16 protein-coding genes are annotated in these 19,743 nt (G+C 35.7%); 7 read left to right on the top strand and 9 right to left on the bottom strand.

The features are described from left to right. Positions 1–2: 2 nt before the first annotated feature. From GN105_RS04565 to GN105_RS04555, 3 genes are all read right to left on the bottom strand, one after another. Positions 3–878: a carbohydrate kinase family protein gene (locus GN105_RS04565; protein ID WP_155284224.1), complete on the bottom strand. Its 876-nt coding sequence runs from the start codon at positions 876–878 to the stop codon at positions 3–5. Positions 879–949: 71 nt separating this feature from the next. Then, positions 950–1,993 carry an NAD(P)-dependent alcohol dehydrogenase gene (locus GN105_RS04560; RefSeq protein ID WP_155284223.1) on the bottom strand — a complete coding sequence of 348 codons (1,044 nt, stop codon included), beginning with the start codon at positions 1,991–1,993 and terminating at the stop codon, positions 950–952. Positions 1,994–2,021: 28 nt separating this feature from the next. Next, complete coding sequence (locus tag GN105_RS04555; RefSeq protein ID WP_155284222.1) at positions 2,022–4,361, bottom strand: glycoside-pentoside-hexuronide (GPH):cation symporter; 2,340 nt, start codon at positions 4,359–4,361, stop codon at positions 2,022–2,024. 188 nt (positions 4,362–4,549) lie between these two features. Between GN105_RS04555 and GN105_RS13070 the strand changes: the two genes are divergently transcribed. Both GN105_RS13070 and GN105_RS13065 read left to right on the top strand, forming a co-directional pair. After that, positions 4,550–4,999, top strand: coding sequence for a LacI family DNA-binding transcriptional regulator (locus GN105_RS13070; RefSeq protein ID WP_262884839.1), 450 nt, complete (start codon positions 4,550–4,552; stop codon positions 4,997–4,999). After that, complete coding sequence (locus GN105_RS13065; RefSeq protein WP_262884840.1) at positions 4,986–5,555, top strand: substrate-binding domain-containing protein; 570 nt, start codon at positions 4,986–4,988, stop codon at positions 5,553–5,555. Before GN105_RS13070 ends, GN105_RS13065 begins: the two co-directional genes overlap by 14 nt. A gap of 209 nt (positions 5,556–5,764) precedes the next feature. On the opposite strand, the gene GN105_RS04545 is transcribed toward GN105_RS13065, so the two are convergent. Next, positions 5,765–6,691, bottom strand: a complete 927-nt coding sequence (locus GN105_RS04545) for a PfkB family carbohydrate kinase (RefSeq protein ID WP_155284221.1) — start codon at positions 6,689–6,691, stop codon at positions 5,765–5,767. Between the two features lie 290 nt (positions 6,692–6,981). Here GN105_RS04545 and GN105_RS04540 point away from each other — a divergent pair, with 290 nt between their 5' ends. The 4 genes from GN105_RS04540 to GN105_RS04525 all read left to right on the top strand — a co-directional run bounded on the left by GN105_RS04540 (position 6,982) and on the right by GN105_RS04525 (position 13,703). Further along, positions 6,982–9,723 carry a TonB-dependent receptor plug domain-containing protein gene (locus GN105_RS04540; RefSeq protein WP_227977308.1) on the top strand — a complete coding sequence of 914 codons (2,742 nt, stop codon included), beginning with the start codon at positions 6,982–6,984 and terminating at the stop codon, positions 9,721–9,723. 12 nt (positions 9,724–9,735) lie between these two features. Continuing rightward, the gene (locus GN105_RS04535; protein ID WP_155284220.1) at positions 9,736–10,932 is read left to right on the top strand and encodes a DUF4876 domain-containing protein; all 1,197 of its coding nucleotides are present in this window, start codon (positions 9,736–9,738) and stop codon (positions 10,930–10,932) included. 92 nt (positions 10,933–11,024) lie between these two features. Further along, positions 11,025–12,548: a DUF6850 family outer membrane beta-barrel protein gene (locus GN105_RS04530; RefSeq protein WP_155284219.1), complete on the top strand. Its 1,524-nt coding sequence runs from the start codon at positions 11,025–11,027 to the stop codon at positions 12,546–12,548. A 21-nt stretch (positions 12,549–12,569) separates the two neighbouring features. Next, entirely contained in the window at positions 12,570–13,703 is a 1,134-nt protein-coding gene (locus tag GN105_RS04525) for a cytochrome-c peroxidase (protein WP_155284218.1), read from the top strand. 10 nt (positions 13,704–13,713) lie between these two features. On the opposite strand, the gene GN105_RS04520 is transcribed toward GN105_RS04525, so the two are convergent. Then, positions 13,714–14,439 (bottom strand): YggS family pyridoxal phosphate-dependent enzyme, encoded by a 726-nt coding sequence (locus tag GN105_RS04520; RefSeq protein ID WP_155284217.1) that lies wholly within the window; start codon positions 14,437–14,439, stop codon positions 13,714–13,716. 220 nt (positions 14,440–14,659) lie between these two features. Here GN105_RS04520 and trxA point away from each other — a divergent pair, with 220 nt between their 5' ends. After that, positions 14,660–14,980 (top strand): thioredoxin, encoded by a 321-nt coding sequence (gene trxA, locus GN105_RS04515; RefSeq protein ID WP_095895878.1) that lies wholly within the window; start codon positions 14,660–14,662, stop codon positions 14,978–14,980. A gap of 88 nt (positions 14,981–15,068) precedes the next feature. On the opposite strand, the gene GN105_RS04510 is transcribed toward trxA, so the two are convergent. The 4 genes from GN105_RS04510 to GN105_RS04495 form a co-directional block, all read right to left on the bottom strand. Further along, positions 15,069–15,386: an MGMT family protein gene (locus GN105_RS04510; RefSeq protein ID WP_155284216.1), complete on the bottom strand. Its 318-nt coding sequence runs from the start codon at positions 15,384–15,386 to the stop codon at positions 15,069–15,071. Between the two features lie 117 nt (positions 15,387–15,503). Further along, the gene (gene rseP / locus GN105_RS04505) at positions 15,504–16,832 is read right to left on the bottom strand and encodes an RIP metalloprotease RseP (RefSeq protein WP_155284215.1); all 1,329 of its coding nucleotides are present in this window, start codon (positions 16,830–16,832) and stop codon (positions 15,504–15,506) included. Positions 16,833–16,914: 82 nt separating this feature from the next. Further along, the gene (locus tag GN105_RS04500; RefSeq protein WP_155284214.1) at positions 16,915–18,030 is read right to left on the bottom strand and encodes a TlpA family protein disulfide reductase; all 1,116 of its coding nucleotides are present in this window, start codon (positions 18,028–18,030) and stop codon (positions 16,915–16,917) included. Between the two features lie 128 nt (positions 18,031–18,158). Next, entirely contained in the window at positions 18,159–19,517 is a 1,359-nt protein-coding gene (locus GN105_RS04495) for a lytic transglycosylase domain-containing protein (RefSeq protein ID WP_227977309.1), read from the bottom strand. Between the last annotated feature and the right edge of the window lie 226 nt (positions 19,518–19,743).

Raw genomic sequence — 19,743 nt, 5'->3', positions numbered from 1 at the left:
ACTTATTTTGTATAACAATCGGGTAATTGTGGCATTGCTCCGTGCTGTGTGCATACATAAGCCGAAACTTCTACTGCCAATCTGTGAGCCTCGTTTACGGGTTTGCCTTTGAGGATTGCCGCAACGAAAGTCGCTGTAAATGAATCACCTGCCCCCACCGTGTCGGCTACCTTTACTTTTGGCGTTTCAATGAATGAAACAGCATCTGAAGTAAATACATAACTTCCGTTGATTCCGCAAGTTAGGATAAGCATTTTCAAATCATAATCGGTTAATAGTCTTTTGCATATATCTTTAAAATCCATTTTTGGATAATTAAAAAGACCACTTACCGCAACCAACTCTTCATCATTTATTTTCAGAATGTTACATTTGTGCATAGAATCGGACAAAATATCTTTGGTAAAGAAATTCTGACGCAGGTTTACATCAAATATTTTGTAAGTTCCTTCGGTAGGCATTTCGTCCAAAAATTGATTTATCGTATTGCGTGAGACGGCATTACGCTGAGCCAATGAACCAAAACAAACTGCTTTTGTTTGACGAGCCAAAGCTTTTAAATCTTCCGTAAAAGGAATGTTATCCCAAGCTACATTCTCCCGAATATCATAATGAGGAATTCCTTCGCCATCCAATTCAACCTGAACCGTTCCGGTAGGATATTCCACTCTGACGATATGATGATTCAACTTTTTTTCTTCAAAATTGCTCAATATTTCATCTCCCAACGTATCGTTACCTACCGCACTGATGGCTAAACCATTCAATCCGAATTGAGAAGTGTGATAGGAAAAATTAGCAGGAGCTCCTCCTATTTTCTTTCCATCGGGCAATACGTCCCACAGGGCTTCACCAATACCCACAACCAAGTCTTTCATAAATAAAATGATTTAAGAATTTAGAGAATGTGTCTGTCTTCGAGCAGACACATCCTCTTTTATTATGTATGTTAGAATTTCACAATTGATTTCACGATATTAGCTTTGTCGTGAACACTGCTGTCCATCGCATTCTGAATATCATCAAAATCAAAAACATTGGTTATAATACCTTTCAAATTCACTTTACCTGAAGCCACTGTATCAATAGCCATAGGATAAATATGACGATAGCGGAATACTGTTTTGAATGTCAATTCTTTATCAAGAGCCAAACTCATCGGCAGGGTCATTTCACCGCTTTGAGAATATCCAACTAACACGATGTTTGCTCCTTTTTTGGCAGCGTAAATGGCTTGACGGGTAGTAAGTTCCAGACCAGCGGTTTCTATAACCAAATCCATTCCGTGTCCGTCAGTTAGTTTTTTTACTACTTCCAAAACATCTTCTTCTTTGGCGTTGATAACCCCAGTAGCTCCGAGTTCAAGAGCCTTGTCTAATCGTTTTTGCATTACATCTACCACATAAACTTTGGATAGCCCTACGGCTTTCAATGCCATCATTGATACCAATCCGATACAACCACTACCGAAAACCAGTGCTGTTTGTCCTGCGTGAGCTCCTCCTTGATTGGCTGCGTGGAAACCTACGGCAAGTGGCTCAATCAAAGCACCTGCCATTGTATCTACGTTGTCAGGTAATTTGAAACAAAGGTCTGCTTCGTGAGCTACATATTCAAGGAATACACCATCTACCGGAGGCGTTGCAAAAAACACAACATCAGGGCATAGATTGTATTCTCCTCTACGGCAAAACTCACAATGTCCGCAAGTTTTTCCCGGTTCTAAGGCTACGCGATCGCCTACTTTTAGGTGTTTTACATCTTTACCTACTTCCACTACGGTTCCGCCCGGTTCGTGTCCGAGAACGAAAGGAGGTTTTACGATGTAATCTCCGATGCGTCCTGTTTCATAATAGTGCAAATCAGAACCGCAAATACCTACGTATTCCAACTTCACCAATACTTCATTGTCTTTGGGTGTAGGAATTTCTCTTTCTGTATAACCCATTTTACCGATGCCGTTCATAACGGCTACTTTCATTGTACCTTTCATAATATAGTATTTTTATTGTGTTAAATAATTATTGTCCAAATTGTTGTATGTAATTTTCAAGTTCTTCCTTCGTTGGCATAGCTCTGATAGCTCCTTTACGGGTAGTTTTCAGCATAGCCGCTACATTGGCACGGAACAGCATTTCCTGTAACTGTTCGTCGGAAAGTTCCATACCTTGTTCCAAAATGTATGCTAAACAGCAACCTAAGAAAGCAGCTCCGGCTCCGGTGGTATCTATCTTTTGGTCATTCGGGATAGCATCTTGTTTTACGGTACGGTTGCCCATAAATGCCTGACTTCTCTCTTGACCAAATGTTACCAAAATCAGCTTAATTTTATAATTTTTTTGCAGATACGCAACCCCGTCGGCAACCGTAGTTTGCTGTGTAATGAACGCCAATTCGCTTTCTTCGATTTTCAGAATATCGCACACCGAACATCCGTATAACATCCATTTGCGTGCCTCTTCTTCACGAAGCCATAAAGTCGGACGATAATTCGGGTCGAAGGAAATCAACCGATGTTTTGAACGTGCAGCCCTAATGGCTTTTCGGGTAGCTTTTCTACATTTCTTATGTGTAAGGGAAACAGAACCGAAGTGGAAAATACGTGTGCGAGATAACATATCAGCATCGACATCGCCTTCATCTAAATTCATATCGGCTGTACGGTTACGATAGAAGATATATTGGTGAGGATACGTTTTCCTGTCGCTCAAAAACACTAAGGTTGTATTTCTGTTCTTATCCTTTGACAGACCTTCTATGGAAATGTTCATTTGTACGAGGCGTTGTTTTAAGGCTTCTCCTAAAAAGTCATCTCCTATTTTTCCGATAAAAGCCGTACGTTTTTTCAAGTTGCTTAACATCGCCAATACGTTACAAGGTGCACCCCCCGGATTTGATTCGTACACGACACTATCGTAATCATTGGAATGTAGCGTATTGAAATCAACCAACAACTCACCCAATGCCACCACGTCATATTCACGTAAGTGTCTTTTACGTTTTAAGAAACGATATTTGATAATTCTCAAAATACGATTATAGCTTCGTCTATCAAGTTTGTAGAAGAACAAGACAAAAGCCGTCAGTACCCACAAAATACCCGGTATGGTACTGAATGAATGTCGCATAATGGATAATACCGATTCGTTTTGCTCTGCATTCGCTTCATAACCCGCCAAACCTAAGGAAAGAGCCAATAATGAAGTACCCAATGCCATACCGATTTTATTTCCTAATGAAATGAATGCATATTGAAAACCATCATTTCGGACACCCGTACACCACTCGCCATACTCCACACAATCGGGGATAATGGCATAAATCGCTGTATTGAATCCAGAAAAGAAGAATTGGGAAAGGGCAGCAAAGATGTAGAAAGGAACAGGTGAGCTAACAGGGCTAAAGAAAAACATTGCAAACATCGTAACCCCCGTACCCAAAGCAAATATAGATGCTGACCATCCCTTATTGGAAGTCCATTCAAACACTTTTGGGAAACAAGCCGCTCCAATGATTGAAGGAATGATAATCGCCATAGAATAATACGTGAAGAGTGCCATATCCTTTTCCACATAGGTGAAGTAATAAAGCAAGTCAGCGTTTCTTCCGTAAAGAATAAATCCGAAAAGAACTTGTCCTAACAAGGCTAACAGATAAGGTTTGTTTTTCAAAACAACCCGCAATTGTACTTTTAGGGGTATTTTTGGAGCTACCGGCACTTCAATAACTTCTTTTGTTTTAGCAAAACAGAAGATATGACAAGCCGCAAAAATCGCTCCGTAAAGAATGGCTATCAGTAAATAACCTTGTTGAGGGTTACCACCTCCCAATCCTTCTATCAGCGGAATGGTGATGATGTTGATAATCCCAATGGCTATCATAGCACTTACTGACCGAGATGTATTGATTTGAGCCCGTTCATTGGTGTTCTGAGTCATAGCCCCGCAGAGAGTACCATAAGGAATATTTACACAAGTGTACCCTAATACCAATAAACAGTAGGTAACTGACATATAAATAACCTTGTTGGTTTGGCTCCAATGAGGATGAGCCCAAAAAGTAAGTACCAACACCAGAGCCGTCAATGGAGCAGCGAACAAGAGCCAAGGCCGATAACGCCCCCATCGGGTACGCGTTCTATCGCTTAAACTACCGATAACCGGATCATTGATAGCATCCCAAAACCGAGAGAGCAACATTAAAGTAGCTACCGCACCCATACCAATGCCAAAGACATCAGTATAAAATATCATCAGGAAATTCCCGACAAACATCCAGCTGAAGTTACAGCCCACATCTCCCATTCCATAAGCCAATTTGCTTATAAAGGGAACTTTCGATTGCGTTGAATGGTCTTCCATATATGTCTTTTTTTAAAGATATTAATGAACCTCGTAACAAATTTACGCATTCGTAATTAATCGAAAGCATATTTTGACATAAATATTTTACGCAATCGTTCCCGGAATCGTTCCCAAAATTCGCAACCGTTCCCAAAAATTTCATTTTTTTTTCTTTAACTTTGCATCTGTAATCGAAATGCACTGATATGAAATACACAACCATCATTGACATAGCCCAGACTTTAGGCATCTCCAAGTCCACCGTATCACGTGCTTTGCGTGGTGATAACCAAAACGTGAGCAAGGAAACCAAACAAAAAATTTTGGCTATGGCTGAAAAAATGGGATATACCCGTAACGAGCTGGCTGTCAATCTTCGTAGGCAGAGTACACGAACCATAGGCATTGTAGTTCCGGAATTGCAAACACCTTTCTATATGAATTTTATCGCTTGTGCTCAACAAGAACTGAACAAAGAAGGTTATCGTATTATTCTTGCTCAATCCGACGAAAATCCTGATATAGAATTGTCTAATTTACAAATGTTTCAAGATTGTCGGGTAGAAGGGATACTTATCAGTGTGTGTCATACCAAACGAAATCTTGAAATCTATCAGCGTATCATAAAAAAAAGGCATACCTATGGTATTCTTTGACCGTACCATATCAGAATTACCAGCATCTAAGGTGAAAATAGACGATTACACGAAAGCTTTTTTTATGGTTGAACGAATGATTTCCAGTGGAAGAAAGCAGATTGCACATTTGGTGGGACCATCTCATATTCAGAATGCCTTTGAAAGAAAAAGAGGTTATAGAGATGCTCTTGAAAAATTTCGCATTCCTTATCGTCCCGAATATGAAGTTAATGCAGGAGTTGATTTTGCAGGAGGCGAACGGGCAATAGAGCAATTGTTGAGTAGGGGAATTACCTTTGATGCCATATTTTGCTTTACCGAAATGTCCGCATTAGGAGCTAAAAGTCATCTGCAAAAGCATCGGATAAAAATACCGGAAGAAGTAGCTATTGCTTGTATTTCCGGAACGAATCTGTGTGCATTGGTTCATCCTTCAATCACAGCCGTAGAACAACCCGTAAAACGAATGGCAAAAGAAGCTTCTCGGTTGATTATACAGAAATTAGAAAATCCGGAATCACCCGATAAAACGATTGTACTGGAAGCAGAAACTATTTGTAGGGAATCCATATAACAAAGTTGGTGAGATTGACTGTGGCGGATTTCGATGTATGGAAGTGATGCAAAAAGTATGACACCTTAAAAAAGAGGATATTTCTGTCAGGCTGAGCGAAGTCGAAGCCTTATTATTACAAGGCTTCGTCACATACTCCGTTTCCACGGACTTTGCTCAGCCTGACAATCGAAACTATCATCATACTTTTTATAACACGACCGTAAATGTTATGCTATTTTCATTTCGAATTGCGTGAGTTCTTTAAATCGGAAAAGACGCTCACGGATTTCTTCTTTTGAAAGTTCCAACACACGTTCTGCACCAAACTTTTCTACGCAAAATGAAGCCAAGTTAGAGCCGTAAATCACAGCATTTTTGATGTTTTCAAAAGAATAATCATCGGTTTTAGCAAGGAAGCCCACCATTCCGCCGGCAAATGTATCTCCGGCCCCCGTGGGGTCAAAAACTTCTTCCAAAGGCAATGCAGGAGCAAAGAAAACAGAATCTTGATGAAACAAAAGTACTCCGTGTTCACCTTTTTTGATGACTACATATTTTACTCCCATATTCATTATTTTTTGAGCTGCTTTTACTAATGAATATTCTCCTGTAAGCTGGCGTGCTTCTTGGTCATTGATGGTTATGACATCAACTTTGCTTATTACTTCAACGAGCAGTTCCCAAGTGTTGTTCATCCAATAATCCATCGTGTCAAGAACTACCAAGTTTGGTTTTTTATTCATTTGCTTGAGAATATCAAGCTGTATTTTCGGATGTAAGTTGCCGAGCATAAGCACTTTGGCATCTTTATACGCTTTGGGAACTACGGGTTTGAAATCCGACAGTACGTTCAATTGTGTTTCTAATGTATCTCGTACGTTCATATCATTGTGATACTTTCCGCTCCAAAAAAAAGATTTTCCTCCCTTGACAATTTCTATACCCGAAATATCAATATTTCTGTCAGTAAGAAGATTCAGAAAGGGCTGTGGGTAGTCTTCCCCTACGATTGAAACAATGGCGGCATTCACCCCGAACTGTGCAGCTGCGACAGCAATGTAATTTGCGGCTCCGCCCATTATTTTATCAGTTTTGGCAAAAGGTGTTTCAATCACATCAAAAGCTACGGTACCAACAATTAAAAGTTTACCCATTTTTATTGAAGAAATTTATAGTTTGTGAAAGTATTATTTTAAGCTACAAAGGTAAATATTTAATTGAGAATATACAATTATTTAAAGGGAGGGCGTTTCAAAGATTTGAATTTGCTGCATTCAGTTTTAATAGATTGTTTTCCTTTATATTTAAAAATAATTGGAATTGTGGATAATTGAGTTTCTATGTTATTTTTTAATGAACAAATTTTCTTTCTTTTTAATAAAGAATTTATTTAGATTTATTAAAAATATATTATAAATTTGTACCCTAAAAAGATTGACAAACAGTGCGAAAGTATTTATTTTTTCTTGCGTTTCTCATTTTTTACCAAGCCCGCGGACAAGTAACACTGACTTTTAAGGTTCAGGATTCTTTACAAAATCCAGTTGCTCAAGCACATATTCTGGTAAATAAAAAAGGAAATTTTACCAATTCAGAGGGGATATGTTCTTTCTCTCTGCAAGGAGGCAAATGCACAATAAAAATTTCGCATATTTCGTTTGAGGAATATTCAGCAAACATTTCTATAAAAAATGATACTTTGATGGTGGTTTCATTGAAGGAACGCAGAGAATTTTTGCAAGAAGTTGTGGTTACAGCAATAGAGAAAAAAGCTCCAACCTCCACTTCTGTGATTGACCAAAAGGCTATGAGGCACTTGCAGCCTTCAAGTTTTGCCGATTTGGTTAGTTTGTTACCCGGAAAAAGTGTTAGTGCTCCTGTATTGAATCAAGCAAACAAACTTACTTTACGTGAAACGGGTATTTCGAGTGGCAATTATTCTATTTCATCGTTGGGAGTTGCTTTTACGGTTGATGATATCCCAATAAATTCAAATTCCAATATGCAAGAAACTGTTGGTTATGAGATGATTGTAACGCCTTCTTCAGGTTATGTTGATGCAAAACGAAACGTAACTCGTTCGGGGATTGATATGCGTTCCATTTCTACCGATGATATTGAAAGGGTGGAAGTTGTAAGAGGAATTGCTCCCGCAAATCAAGGAGATTTGAGCAGTGGATTGGTTCAAATTTCACGAAAAAAAGGAAAAACTGATTGGAACTCAAGAATTAAATCCGATGGCTTCAGTAAGTTATTTTATGTTGGTAAAGGTTTTCATTTCAAAAAACAAAATCTGAGTTTAAATCTAAGTTTGGATTATCTTGATGCAAAGGCTGACCCTCGAAATAGTTTTGAGAATTACAAACGTTATACAGCATCAGTTAGGGCAGAAAAACAATTTAATATCACAAATCCGATTACTTGGAGCATTAATTTCGATTATACAGGTACCATCGACAAAGAAAAAAGAGACCCCGATGCAGGTTTTGACAGGTATGATTCATATCAATCAACTTATAATAATGTTCGTGTATCAAATCTTTTTTCAATGTATTTGAAAGATTATTTTTTCAAAAAATTGACATTTAAAACCAGCGTAAGCCAGTCCTATGAACAAATTAAGCAAGATAGATGGATACAAATTACCAGTGCTAAGGCTATTCCCGTAAGGTGGGAGCAGGGGGAGCATTACGGAATTTTTCTTACTCCGAGTTACGTGTCGAAATTATTGGTAGATGGCAAACCGTTTAGTGTTTTTACAGATTTCTCGGCAATGTCTAAAAGTTCGTTTTGGAAAATGAAAAATGAATTGCTTTTAGGTGTAAGTTATTCTTATTCAAAAAATAATGGATTAGGACAAGTATATGACCCTTTTTATCCTCCTTCTCCTGATATGGCTACAATTCCGAGGGCATTTAAGAGTATTCCTGCAATGCAAGATTTCGCATTTTACGTTCAGGAGCAAATAGAAAGAAAAGTTGGCGGAACGAATTTTACCTTGCGAGCAGGCGTTCGGGGAGTTTCATTATTAGGATTGCGAGGAGGTTACCAAATGAATCAAAAAGTATTCTTAGATCCTCGTATTAATCTTATGATTGATTTCCCCAAAATTACTTTCAAAAACAAAAAGCATCTGGAAGTAAACTTAACTGCAGGGTGGGGAAAACAAAGTAAACTTCCAACACAAAATATGTTGTATCCTCAGGACATTTATCGCCTTTTTACACAATTGAATTACTATCATAACAATAAGAATTACAGACAGGTACATTTTAAAACCTATGTTTTTCCGCAAATAAACGGAAATCTGAAAGTTGCTTCAAATATCAAAAAAGAAATTCGATTAGGATTGAGCTATGATTTTCATTCACTTTATGTTACATATTTCAATGAAAATATGAACTCAGGATTTAGGAAAATGAGAAAATTTCATCAAGTAAATTACAAAATTTATGATACATCAACTATTGATCACACAAGCATAACTGCTCCTCCTTCTGTTGAAAATCTCAGCTATCAAACTGAAAAGGCTCTTGTTTTGTCATCACTTGAAACTAATGGTTCTGCAATTGATAAGCAAGGAATTGAATTTCAGTACACCGGAAAACGTTTTGAATTTATCAATACACGTTTTACCTTAAATGGGGCTTGGCTCAGAACCCGATATTATAACTCATTACCAATGCTCCGATTTGCTGATAAAGATATATTAAATGGTGTAAAGCATTATAATGTAGGGGTTTATAATGAAGAAGATAATTATGATCGAGAACGTTTTCAAACAAGTTTGGTAACGGATACATATCTTCCAAAATTAGGGCTTACTACCTCATTAAGAGTTGATTTCAACTGGTATGCTCTTAACAAAGTGATGCCCATCAACGGAATTCCAACACATTACATTGATGTAGAAGGGAAAACGCATCCTTATACAGAAACCCAGATGAAGGATTATGTTTTGCAATGGTTGATGCGACCTATCAGTTTAGAATCACAAGTGAAAACTCCGCTTTCGGTGAATGTACATTTGAAAATTTCAAAAGAATTTTACAGACATTTCACTGCATCGATGTATGTCAATAACTTATTTAATTTTTACAAAGATTATTACGTAAATAATGAAAAGATAAATCGCAGAGGGCTTATCAGTCCTTATTTTGGTATGGAAATGAATATTAATTTTTAAAATTTTTTAAATATGAAATTTGTTAAGCATTTTTTTATGGTAATTACAGCATTGGCGATATTCAATGCGTGTAAAAAAGATGATTCGGCAGGTGGTGCTGAAAAGGTTAATGTGAAATTCAATTTCGAAAAACCTAAAGGCATTGAAATTACAAAACTTGATAATGTAGTTGTAAATTTGACAGAACTTAATACCAAAACAAAAAAGCAATTGGTTTTAGGTGATGATTATCAATTAAATTTGAATATAGAACAAGGAAGTTATGAGGTTTCGGTTGATGGAAAAATTCAGTATAAACTTGACGGAAATTTGTTTGAGGGAGGAGTTACAGCCTTTATCAACAAAATAGATTTGCTCAAATCAACTACTCAAAACATCCAACTTGTATTGAAATCGTTCAGTAAAGATTTTATTATTGAAGAAGTATTTTTCGCCGGAACGCTTACCCCTGAAGGTAAACAATATTTTGGTGATCAATACATTAAAATTTATAACAATACAAACGAAGTACTTTACGCTGACGGATTGCTAATTGCAGACTCTCGCTTTTTAACTACTTTAAAAAACGAAGTTACTCCAAACCTTATGGCAGAAGCCTTTACAACAGAAGGAATAGTTCGTATTCCAGGCGATGGCACAAAATATCCTGTAAAACCGGGTGAATCAATCATTGTTGCCGATCAAGGTATCAATCATAAAGAAAACAATTCTAATTCATTAAACCTAAGTGGAGCTGACTTTGAGATTTTCTATACGGGAATGAAAGATGGAGTGGATAATCCGCAGGTAGAAAATGCTATTAATTTTAACGGAAGAATGATTTTTCACAACAGAGGATTCAGAAGCTATGTGCTTGCCCGATTACCTAAAGATGTAACAGCAGAGGCTTATTTAGCAGATTATAAGTATAAATATGAGTATCCTATAGGTGGTAGAATTATGAAGCGTGAAGCCTACAAAATCCCTAATAATTGGATTGTTGATGCTGTTAATTTGAGTGTAGCCGCTGAGTTTCATTGGATTGTTACCGATACGTCATTGGATAGTGGTTGGACGCACTGCGGAAAAGTAGATAAAGACCCCACTCGCTACGGAAAAGCTGTTCGCAGAAAAGTAATACAAGAGGTGGACGGCAAACGTTTATTGAAGGACACTAACAACTCAACGGTTGATTTTGAAGCAGAGGTAGTTCCATCAATGATGAAGTAAATTTTTAGTATTGAAGGCTACTGAAATTCAGTAAAAAATGTTTGAATACAAAAGCCTTCATAAATAGATAATAGAAAGATTAGAGCAATGATATGAAAATAAATATTTCAAATTTTAAGATTCAAGTTTTCGTGATGATATTTTTTTCAGCTCCAACTCTTTTTTCTCAAGGAACAGACAGTTTGTTTACCAAACTGAAAGAACAACAAAATCAGAAGCTTTTTTATCAAAGTATTTTTCAAAATCCGTCACTAATGGCGGATTTTGGAAAATACAAATTTTCTACTATAAATTTACGTTATCAAAATAATCAAAAAGACGCCTATCGTATTCAACAACCAAAAGGAGAAAATTTCTTTGAGGTAGAGGCACAATCATTTTTTCCGCTGAAAAATCATCAAGTGGTTTGGGGAAAGGCGGTTTATAACAACAAGAATCAGAAAAATGTTCGATGGAATGAATCAATTGATTATGAATTAATTTATCCGTATGTTACAGCAGATGAAATTGGTGGTAATTTGAATGAGGAAGCATATTCTTTTCTTGGTGGTTTTGCCAAAGAATTTGAACGATGGAACTTAGGAATGGAATTGGATTATCGAGCTAAGTTATCAAGCAGAAGCAAAGACCCACGTCCTAAGAATATAAGTTCTGATTTGAATCTAAAACTTGGAGGTTTTTCGAGAAATATTTTTGGGATTGATTTCGGTTTTTATCTTGGTTTTCAGAAATATACACAATCTAATGATATCAAATTCTTTAGTGAGTTGGGAAGCCCGCCCGTGTATCATCTTAACGGAATGGGATACTATAACAATCTCTTAAAAGGAACAAAATTACATTCTTTTTATGAGGGATATGGTTATCGTTTTGGAGGAGAATTTACCAATTCGCTTAAAAGAAATATTTGGCTTACTGCTGACTTCAATCAGTTAAACGTTGAAAAAATTACTATTGAAGGAAATGGCACAGAAGCAATGCGTTTAACGAATAGAGATTTGAACATCAATCTTGTAAAATTATTTAATAATCACAAAAATACTTACGGAATAAAATTAAACTATCTTCGTAATGAGAAAAAGGGTTTGGAACCTATACTTTCAGGAAGAGGTAATAATAACAATATTGAAGTAATTTCTAGAAATGAAAACTATCACCTTGAAAATGATTTTTTTGAGTTGAGCGGACTGTTTTATTCTGAAAAAAAGGGACAATTGAATTTTTCACCTTTTGTAAATTATCAAATTTATCGGGAGGAATATTTTCTTGTGAAAAGTTTTCAATATTTTGATTATATGGGTTTTGGTGTTAAAGTTGGGTATATCAATGCTTTAGATGTTAAAAATATTTTATCCTTCGGGTTGAATATCAATCACCGAAAAAATTTGAAAAAAACGTCCTTGCTAAGAAATGATGATGAGGTTTCACTAAGCGAAATGATGCTACATAACTATCAGTTTTTAGCTTCTAACTTTACAAAATATGCAGCAAGTTTGAAAATAGATCGTTATTTGAGTCCGAAATTCAACATTTTTTTGGGAATTAGTAGTGAAATAGTTACTTTTGGAGGGAAAACCAATTACTTATATAATATTTCAACAGGAGTTAGCTTTTAAAACTATTAATGGATTATATTTATGAGACGTATTTTTACATTTCTTAGCATTTTTTCTGTATTTGTCATCTGCAAAAGCAATGAAAATCAGAACAGATTACAGCAAGAAGAAGATTATATCATCATTGAATCCTATAAAAAACCCGTTGACCAATGGCTTAAACCTATAATTGATGATGGAGTAGCGTGGAGCGAAATGGCTCCCATTGAAACTGATATGGATTATTACAAAAACCTTGAAAAGCCTGATGTACAATTAGGTATGATATTGTTTTTTGATCCAAAATTGTCAGCTTCCAATCAAATTTCGTGTAGTACTTGCCATCATCCCGAAATGGGTTGGACAACGCACACCAAAAAAGCCGTAGGACACGACCACCTCGAAGGAAGCCGAAATACGCAATCAATCCTAAACGTTGCAAGTAAAAATACCTTTTTCTGGGACGGACGAGCTTCTTCTTTGGAAGAACAAGCGTTAGGACCCATAGGAGCTCATAATGAAATGAATATGAATATTGATTTGTTGCCGAAAAAACTACAAAAAATAGAGAAATACAGAGAGTTATTTAGTAAAGCCTTTCATACAAAGAGGATAAAATCTGAACATATCCTGAAAGCCTTGGCTGCTTTTCAACGGACAGTAAAAAGTCAAGCCAGTAGAGTAGATAAGTTTATGCAAGGAGATTTTAAAGCTCTTACAAATCAAGAAATCAAAGGATTACATATTTTTAGAACCAAAGGACGATGTATGAATTGCCATAACGGGCAATATCTCACTGATGAAAAGTTTCACAACATCGGGTTAACCTATTACAAACGTAAATACGAGGATTTGGGAAGATACAACATTACCAAAAATCCGGATGATGTAGGTCGTTTTTTAACTCCTTCCTTACGAGATTTGCTAAATACACGCCCTTGGATGCATAACGGATTTTTTGATGATTTGACAGGAATTGTAAATATGTACAACAGTGGTATGCAGGTTGTTAATCCGACTCCTGAAGAAAAGATAAAAGACCCGCTTCATCCTGTAGTTGACCCACTTCTCAAGCCTTTAAATTTAACTTCGCAAGAAATAAAAGATTTGGTTGCTTTCTTGGAAGCTCTTAACGGAACGAAATTTAAAATGCCACGCCCTGAAATTCCACGATAGTTGAGAAAATTTATTGATTTTCATTCCAATAGAAACTATCAGGATAGATTCGTTTCCCGAAAATATCAGTGCCTACACGTACAATAGTCGCTCCTTCTTCTATGGCAATTTCTAAATCACCACTCATTCCCATCGAAAGTTCTTTCATTTCTACATTGGGAAGTTGTAAAGCTGCGATTTCTTGCTGAATTTGTTTTAACAAACGAAAACATTTTCGAACCTTCTCTTCATCGGAACTGAATAGTCCTATTGTCATTAATCCTTTAATTTTGAGTGTGTTGAATTGTGCTACTTTTTTAACTAATTCTATTGCATTATCAGGATGTACGCCAAATTTGCTTTCTTCTCCTGAAATATTCACTTGGATAAATACTTCCATTGTTTTATTTTGTGAAGATAGACGCTGATGTAATTTTTCAGCCAATTCATATCGGTCGAGAGATTCCACACAACTTACATCGTATTTCAGAATATCTTTTACTTTGTTTGTTTGCAGATGCCCGATAAAGTGATTTGTATGAGGAGTATCTTTTAAATCGTTGTATTTTTCTTTAAGTTCCTGAACCCTGTTTTCAGCAATGAGTGTATTACCTGCGTTTAAGGCTATTTTTATTCTTTCGGCAGGAACGGTTTTCGTAGCAAGCAATAATTTCACTTCATTTGGGTTTCGATTGCTTTTAACGCAAGCTGAATTTATTCGATTTTGTATAACTTCAAGATTTTTTAAAATGTCCATACTATTTGTTCTGCTTTTTTCTTGCCAAAAGTATTAATTTTATTCTTTTAATCAAAAAAAGAATTTTCAAAAACGATTTTATTAAAATTATTTCGGTGAAAATGATTTTTATTATAGGAGTTAATAATCGTTGTATAACAAAAATTTATAGTGATTGTTGTGTTATCCAATATTAATTTAGTATCTTTGCCATCTAATAAATAGTAAAAATTTATAAAAAATGGCTTTAGAAATAACAGATGCTACATTTGAAGAAGTAGTTTTGAAAAGTGATAAACCGGTTTTGGTTGATTTTTGGGCAGTTTGGTGTGGTCCTTGCCGTATGTTAGGTCCTGTAATTGAAGAAATTGCTAAAGAATACGAAGGAAAAGTAGTTGTTGGAAAAGTAGATGTAGATAACAATCAGGAGTTTGCCGGTAAATACGGTGTGAGAAACATTCCTACAGTTTTAGTTTTCCAAAACGGAGAAGTTGTTGGCAGACAAGTAGGTGTTGCTCCTAAAAAGACTTACACAGACGCTATCGACGGTTTGCTGTCATAATTTTTGGTCTTTACATAAGAAGAAAAATATCGCATATTGCCTTTTGGGTCGTATGCGATATTTTTTTTATCTTTTTTGAAAATCTATTTTAGTCTTGCTGTTCAGGAATCCATAAATGTTCCTCAAAATCAACAATTTGATTGTCTTTTACTTCAATGCCTTCATTTTCCAAAAGTTGTTGCATCAGGTTAGTGCCTTCAAAATGAAACTTGCCCGTGAGCATTCCTTTGCGATTTACAACCCGATGTGCCGGAATATCTTCCTTTCCGTGGGAAGCATTCAAAGCCCAACCTACCATTCTTGCTGATTTTTTTGCTCCTAAATAGTTGGCAATTAGCCCATAAGTGGTTACTTTTCCGTATGGGATTTTCTTTACGACTTCGTACACTTGCTCGAAGAAATCCATTATTATATATTTTTGAAAATCAGATAACTAAAAAATAAAAGTGATAGGAGCAAATAAAATTCATTTGAGAAAAAAATGTTCCTATCACTTAACATCGTATAAAGTAGTATTCAATGATTATTTAAAAAGCCATTTGTAAATATCATTTCCGTTAGCGTACAGCACCAATCCAATCAAAATGAAAAACCCAATCATTTGAGCATATTCCATTACTTTTTCGTTTGGTTTTCTGCCTGTAATCATTTCGTAGAGCAAGAAAACTACGTGTCCGCCATCTAAAGCAGGAATAGGCAAAATGTTCATAAAAGCTAATATTATGGAAATGAAAGCCGTAGTTGACCAGAAAGTTTTCCAATCCCATTTAGCAGGAAACATATTTCCGATTGCTGCAAAACCACCCACTTCTGTAGCTCCTTTTTTTGTGAAGACAAATTTGAACTGAGCGATATAATCACGTAAAATCCAATATCCGTACGAAAAACCTTCGCTCAAAGCAGAAGAAAAATCGTATTTTTTATGAACGATGTCAATTTTTCCTTCTCGTTGTGCCGCTACGAACCCGATTTTTCCTTTTTCATCAGGAATAACATCAATGTTTTGTACTTGCCCGTTGCGTTCAATTTTGAAAGTGAGTGTGGAACCTTGCGGAAAAGAAGCCATTGTAGGTGATACGTCTGTGTAATATTCAATAGCTTCATTGTTGATTGATAGTATTTTATCTCCTTTTTGAAATCCGACTTTTTCAGCAGGCGACCCCGCCACGATTGAATCCATAATAGGTTTGATTTTCGGGCTGAAAGGAGTCATCTCTCCTCGCAAGTACAACAGTTTTCCGATGGAATCAGGGAGTGATAAAAACCGTGTTTGTCCGTCTAAGCCTTTTACCTTCAAGTTGCTCACATCACGAAGCATCACGTAACGATTGATATCAAGGACGTTCTCCAAAGTTTTTCCGTTTACCTCAGTAACAATATCTCCATTTTTGAATCCGTATGATTTCATTGTTTTACTAACGGCAAAACCTCCTTCAATGCCATTTTCTTTTACCTGATTTTCTCCCCAAACGAACAAAATCATCATATAAATCAAGAAACCTAAAATGAGATTAACGGTAACTCCGCCAATCATAATAATAAGGCGTTGCCACGTAGGTTTTGAACGAAACTCCCAAGGTTGAGGCGGTTGAGCCATTTGTTCCTTGTCCATACTCTCATCAATCATTCCCGAGATTTTCACGTATCCTCCCAAAGGAAGCCACCCAATTCCGTAAACCGTTTCCCCGATTTTCTTTTTGAAAAGAGCAAATTTTACATCAAAAAACAAAAAGAATTTCTCAACTCGGGTTTTGAAAATTTTGGCAGGAATGAAATGTCCCAATTCGTGTAAAACAATCAATATTGAAAGACTCAGAATGAGCTGAGCCGCTTTAATCAAAAATATTTCCATTACAAAGTTTTAAATTTTTCGGCAAAAATAAAATAATAATTGAGAATATTAAACTTTTATTTTCGGTACAGATAATATAATTTTATTTTTCGATAAAATACCTTACAAAATTTCCGGAAGTTTCTTTAGCTTCAATGCCCAAGTCAGAAAGATTGCTAATCATCAAATCTGAAAACTGATAATGTACTTGCCAATCAAATACTTCTGCAGTAATGTTTTGCATATTTTTCACAACCACGGGAGTTTCTAATACGTCCGAGAGTTTATACAGAAAATCATTAACAGAAATATTATCCGCTGAAAATTGACTTTCATCGACCAAAAATTTTGGATTTTTGGCTCCCCAATCAATTTGGTCTTTGTTCCAATATGCTGAGGTTGATTCAGGTAAGTGAATTTCGAGTATTTTCCCAGCCCGAGTTTCTGTTTTTAACGTGTAACCCAAATCTTTCAGAATTGTACTTGCCATTTCTTTTTCTTTCCACGAATGATTAAAATTCTTTTGTATAAGTAGCTGATATTGTTTGAAGTCGTCTTTTAAGGTTACTTGTTTTCCGCTGACTTTCAGAAGATAAGCAACAATTTGTGATAAAGAACCTTTTATCGAAGTAACATCATTGATTCTCTCAATTATCGGAAAAGAATTTGCAGGAGTGTTTACTTCTTGTATTTCAAAATCTTTGTCAAAAATTACGTTTGTTTCTTCCTCATTTTGGTACGATGCATATTTTAAGAAGTCATAAATAGGACTTGTTTTTTTGTTTTTTGATAAAAAACTTCGAATCATTCTCGGAGTGATATTGGCAGGATTTCCTTTCCAGAGAATCTTTCCTTCGGCATTGAATAAAATTCCGTAAGGAAGAGCCTTAACATTATGTTGTTTGAAGTTTTGTCCTTCATAATCAATACTTACGGCAAGTTTTGTAGGATGTCTTTCTAAAAATGAACACACCACATCCGAACGTTCTTGTGTGAGTGAAACAATGTATAAATCATCGCGAAATTGTTCTTGAAGCGTATTTAAATATGTAGAAACGTGAACGCACGGAACGCACCAAGTAGCCCAAAAATCAACAAAAAATAAGGATTTATCTTTTGGAGTAGCCAATTCAGAATATTCAACTCGTTCTGAAAAAGTCATTTGAGCAAATCCGAGCAAATGAGCAAATGAAAATATGATTAGAAATGTTTTTTTCATAGGAAATTGATTTTATAATTTTGAGGAACAGCAAAAAGGTTGCCAATTTTGTTTGATGCAGCTTTTGTAGGTGTTTTATAAATTCAGAAAAGACGCCCAAAAGGACGTCTTTTTTGTGAAAATTTCGTTTATTTATAGATGACTAATTTCTGTCCGACGTGAATATTATTTCCTTTAATTCTATTCCAACGCTTCAGATTTGAAACAGTTACGCCATTTCGTGAAGCTATTTTTCCCAAAACGTCTCCTTTTTTTACAGTATAAACTATTTTTCTGCCTGAACTTCCCGCATAATCTCCTTTTACCAATTCAGGAAGTGCTTTTTCTCTTTTGGCATTTTCTTCGTTCAGATAAGCGTAAATGATTTCTTCATTTGCTACAAATTTGCCAATTTCTTCAATAGGTAATCGCAAAGCATAATTTTTCCCCTCTACATAAGGCACAATATCCAACTGATACGAAGGATTAAAAAACTGTATTTCTTTAATATCCATTCCGGTTAATTCAGCGATATTTTTGAAAGGAACGGCTTGCTTTACGCGTACTGTGTCTGTTACAAAATAGTGATTTTCACGTCGTTGAGGCTTGAATCCGTGTTCTTTTGCATATTCAAAAATGTAAAGTGTAGCCAAGAAAGCAGGTACATATCCGGCAGTTTCACGAGGCAGATATGGGCGTAAATTCCAATAATTTTGTTTTCCGTTAGAACGACGCATTGCTTTGGTTACGTTTCCGGGACCCGAATTGTAAGCAGCAAGTACCAAATCCCAATCTCCAAAAATTTGATGTAAATAACTTAAATATTTCGCTGCAGCTTTTGTAGAACGAACGGGGTCACTACGTTCATCAACGTAATTGCTTACTTCTAATCCGTAGCTTTTCCCTGTGGCGTACATAAATTGCCATAAGCCGGTTGCTCCTACTCGTGAACGAGCTTTTGGATTTAAAGCGGATTCTATAATAGCTAAATATTTCATTTCCAGAGGAATTCTGTGATTACTCATTTCCTGCTCAAACATCGGGAAATAATAATCGCTCAAGCTCATCAATCTTTCCAATGAAGAACGACGATTTTTCAAAAAAGATTTGATAACACGCTCTAAAATAGGATTATATTCAATGTTGAAAGGAGTTTTTTGATTGAGTTTTTCCAAACGTTGTTTTAATACTTCGGTAGATAACTCTTCATACACCACATCGGTAAGAGATTCATTTTGAATATCTTCACTCATTTGAAAGAATAAATCCGAGTTTGAAAGTTCTTTTAGCCATTTTTTGTCATAGCTTTCGGCTTTCGGGTGGTCTTTCAAGATGTAAATCCCTTCTTTTTTAATGCCTGTGGGCAAAGTGGGCTGTGAATTATTGAAAATTTCGTTGGATTGTTGTTCTATTTTTGAAATGGTATCATTCGGGATATTTGGTTGCACCTGAGCCAACATATTTCCTACCGAAAAGCAAAAAAATACCCCAACACTACATTTCTTCATAAGTTTATGCATAAAGTCACAATTATTTCAAATTACAAAAATCAAAATTAATATTGATATGGGCAAATTTTAGGATGTTAAAAGATGCAAAACCAATTATGGGCAAAATATTTAACAAATTCAAAATCCTCAAATTGAATTTTATTTTGTTATCTTTTTAACAAAAATAATGCCGAATTTATTCTTATTTCAAGAAAAAAAACTAACTTTGCAAGTTCAAATAAAA

It is taken from the genome of Capnocytophaga felis (genome assembly GCF_009684755.1).
Taxonomy (GTDB): Bacteria; Bacteroidota; Bacteroidia; order Flavobacteriales; family Flavobacteriaceae; genus Capnocytophaga; species Capnocytophaga felis.
The sequence above is the reverse complement of the archived record's forward strand: the minus strand, read 5'-3'. Positions and strand labels throughout refer to the sequence as shown.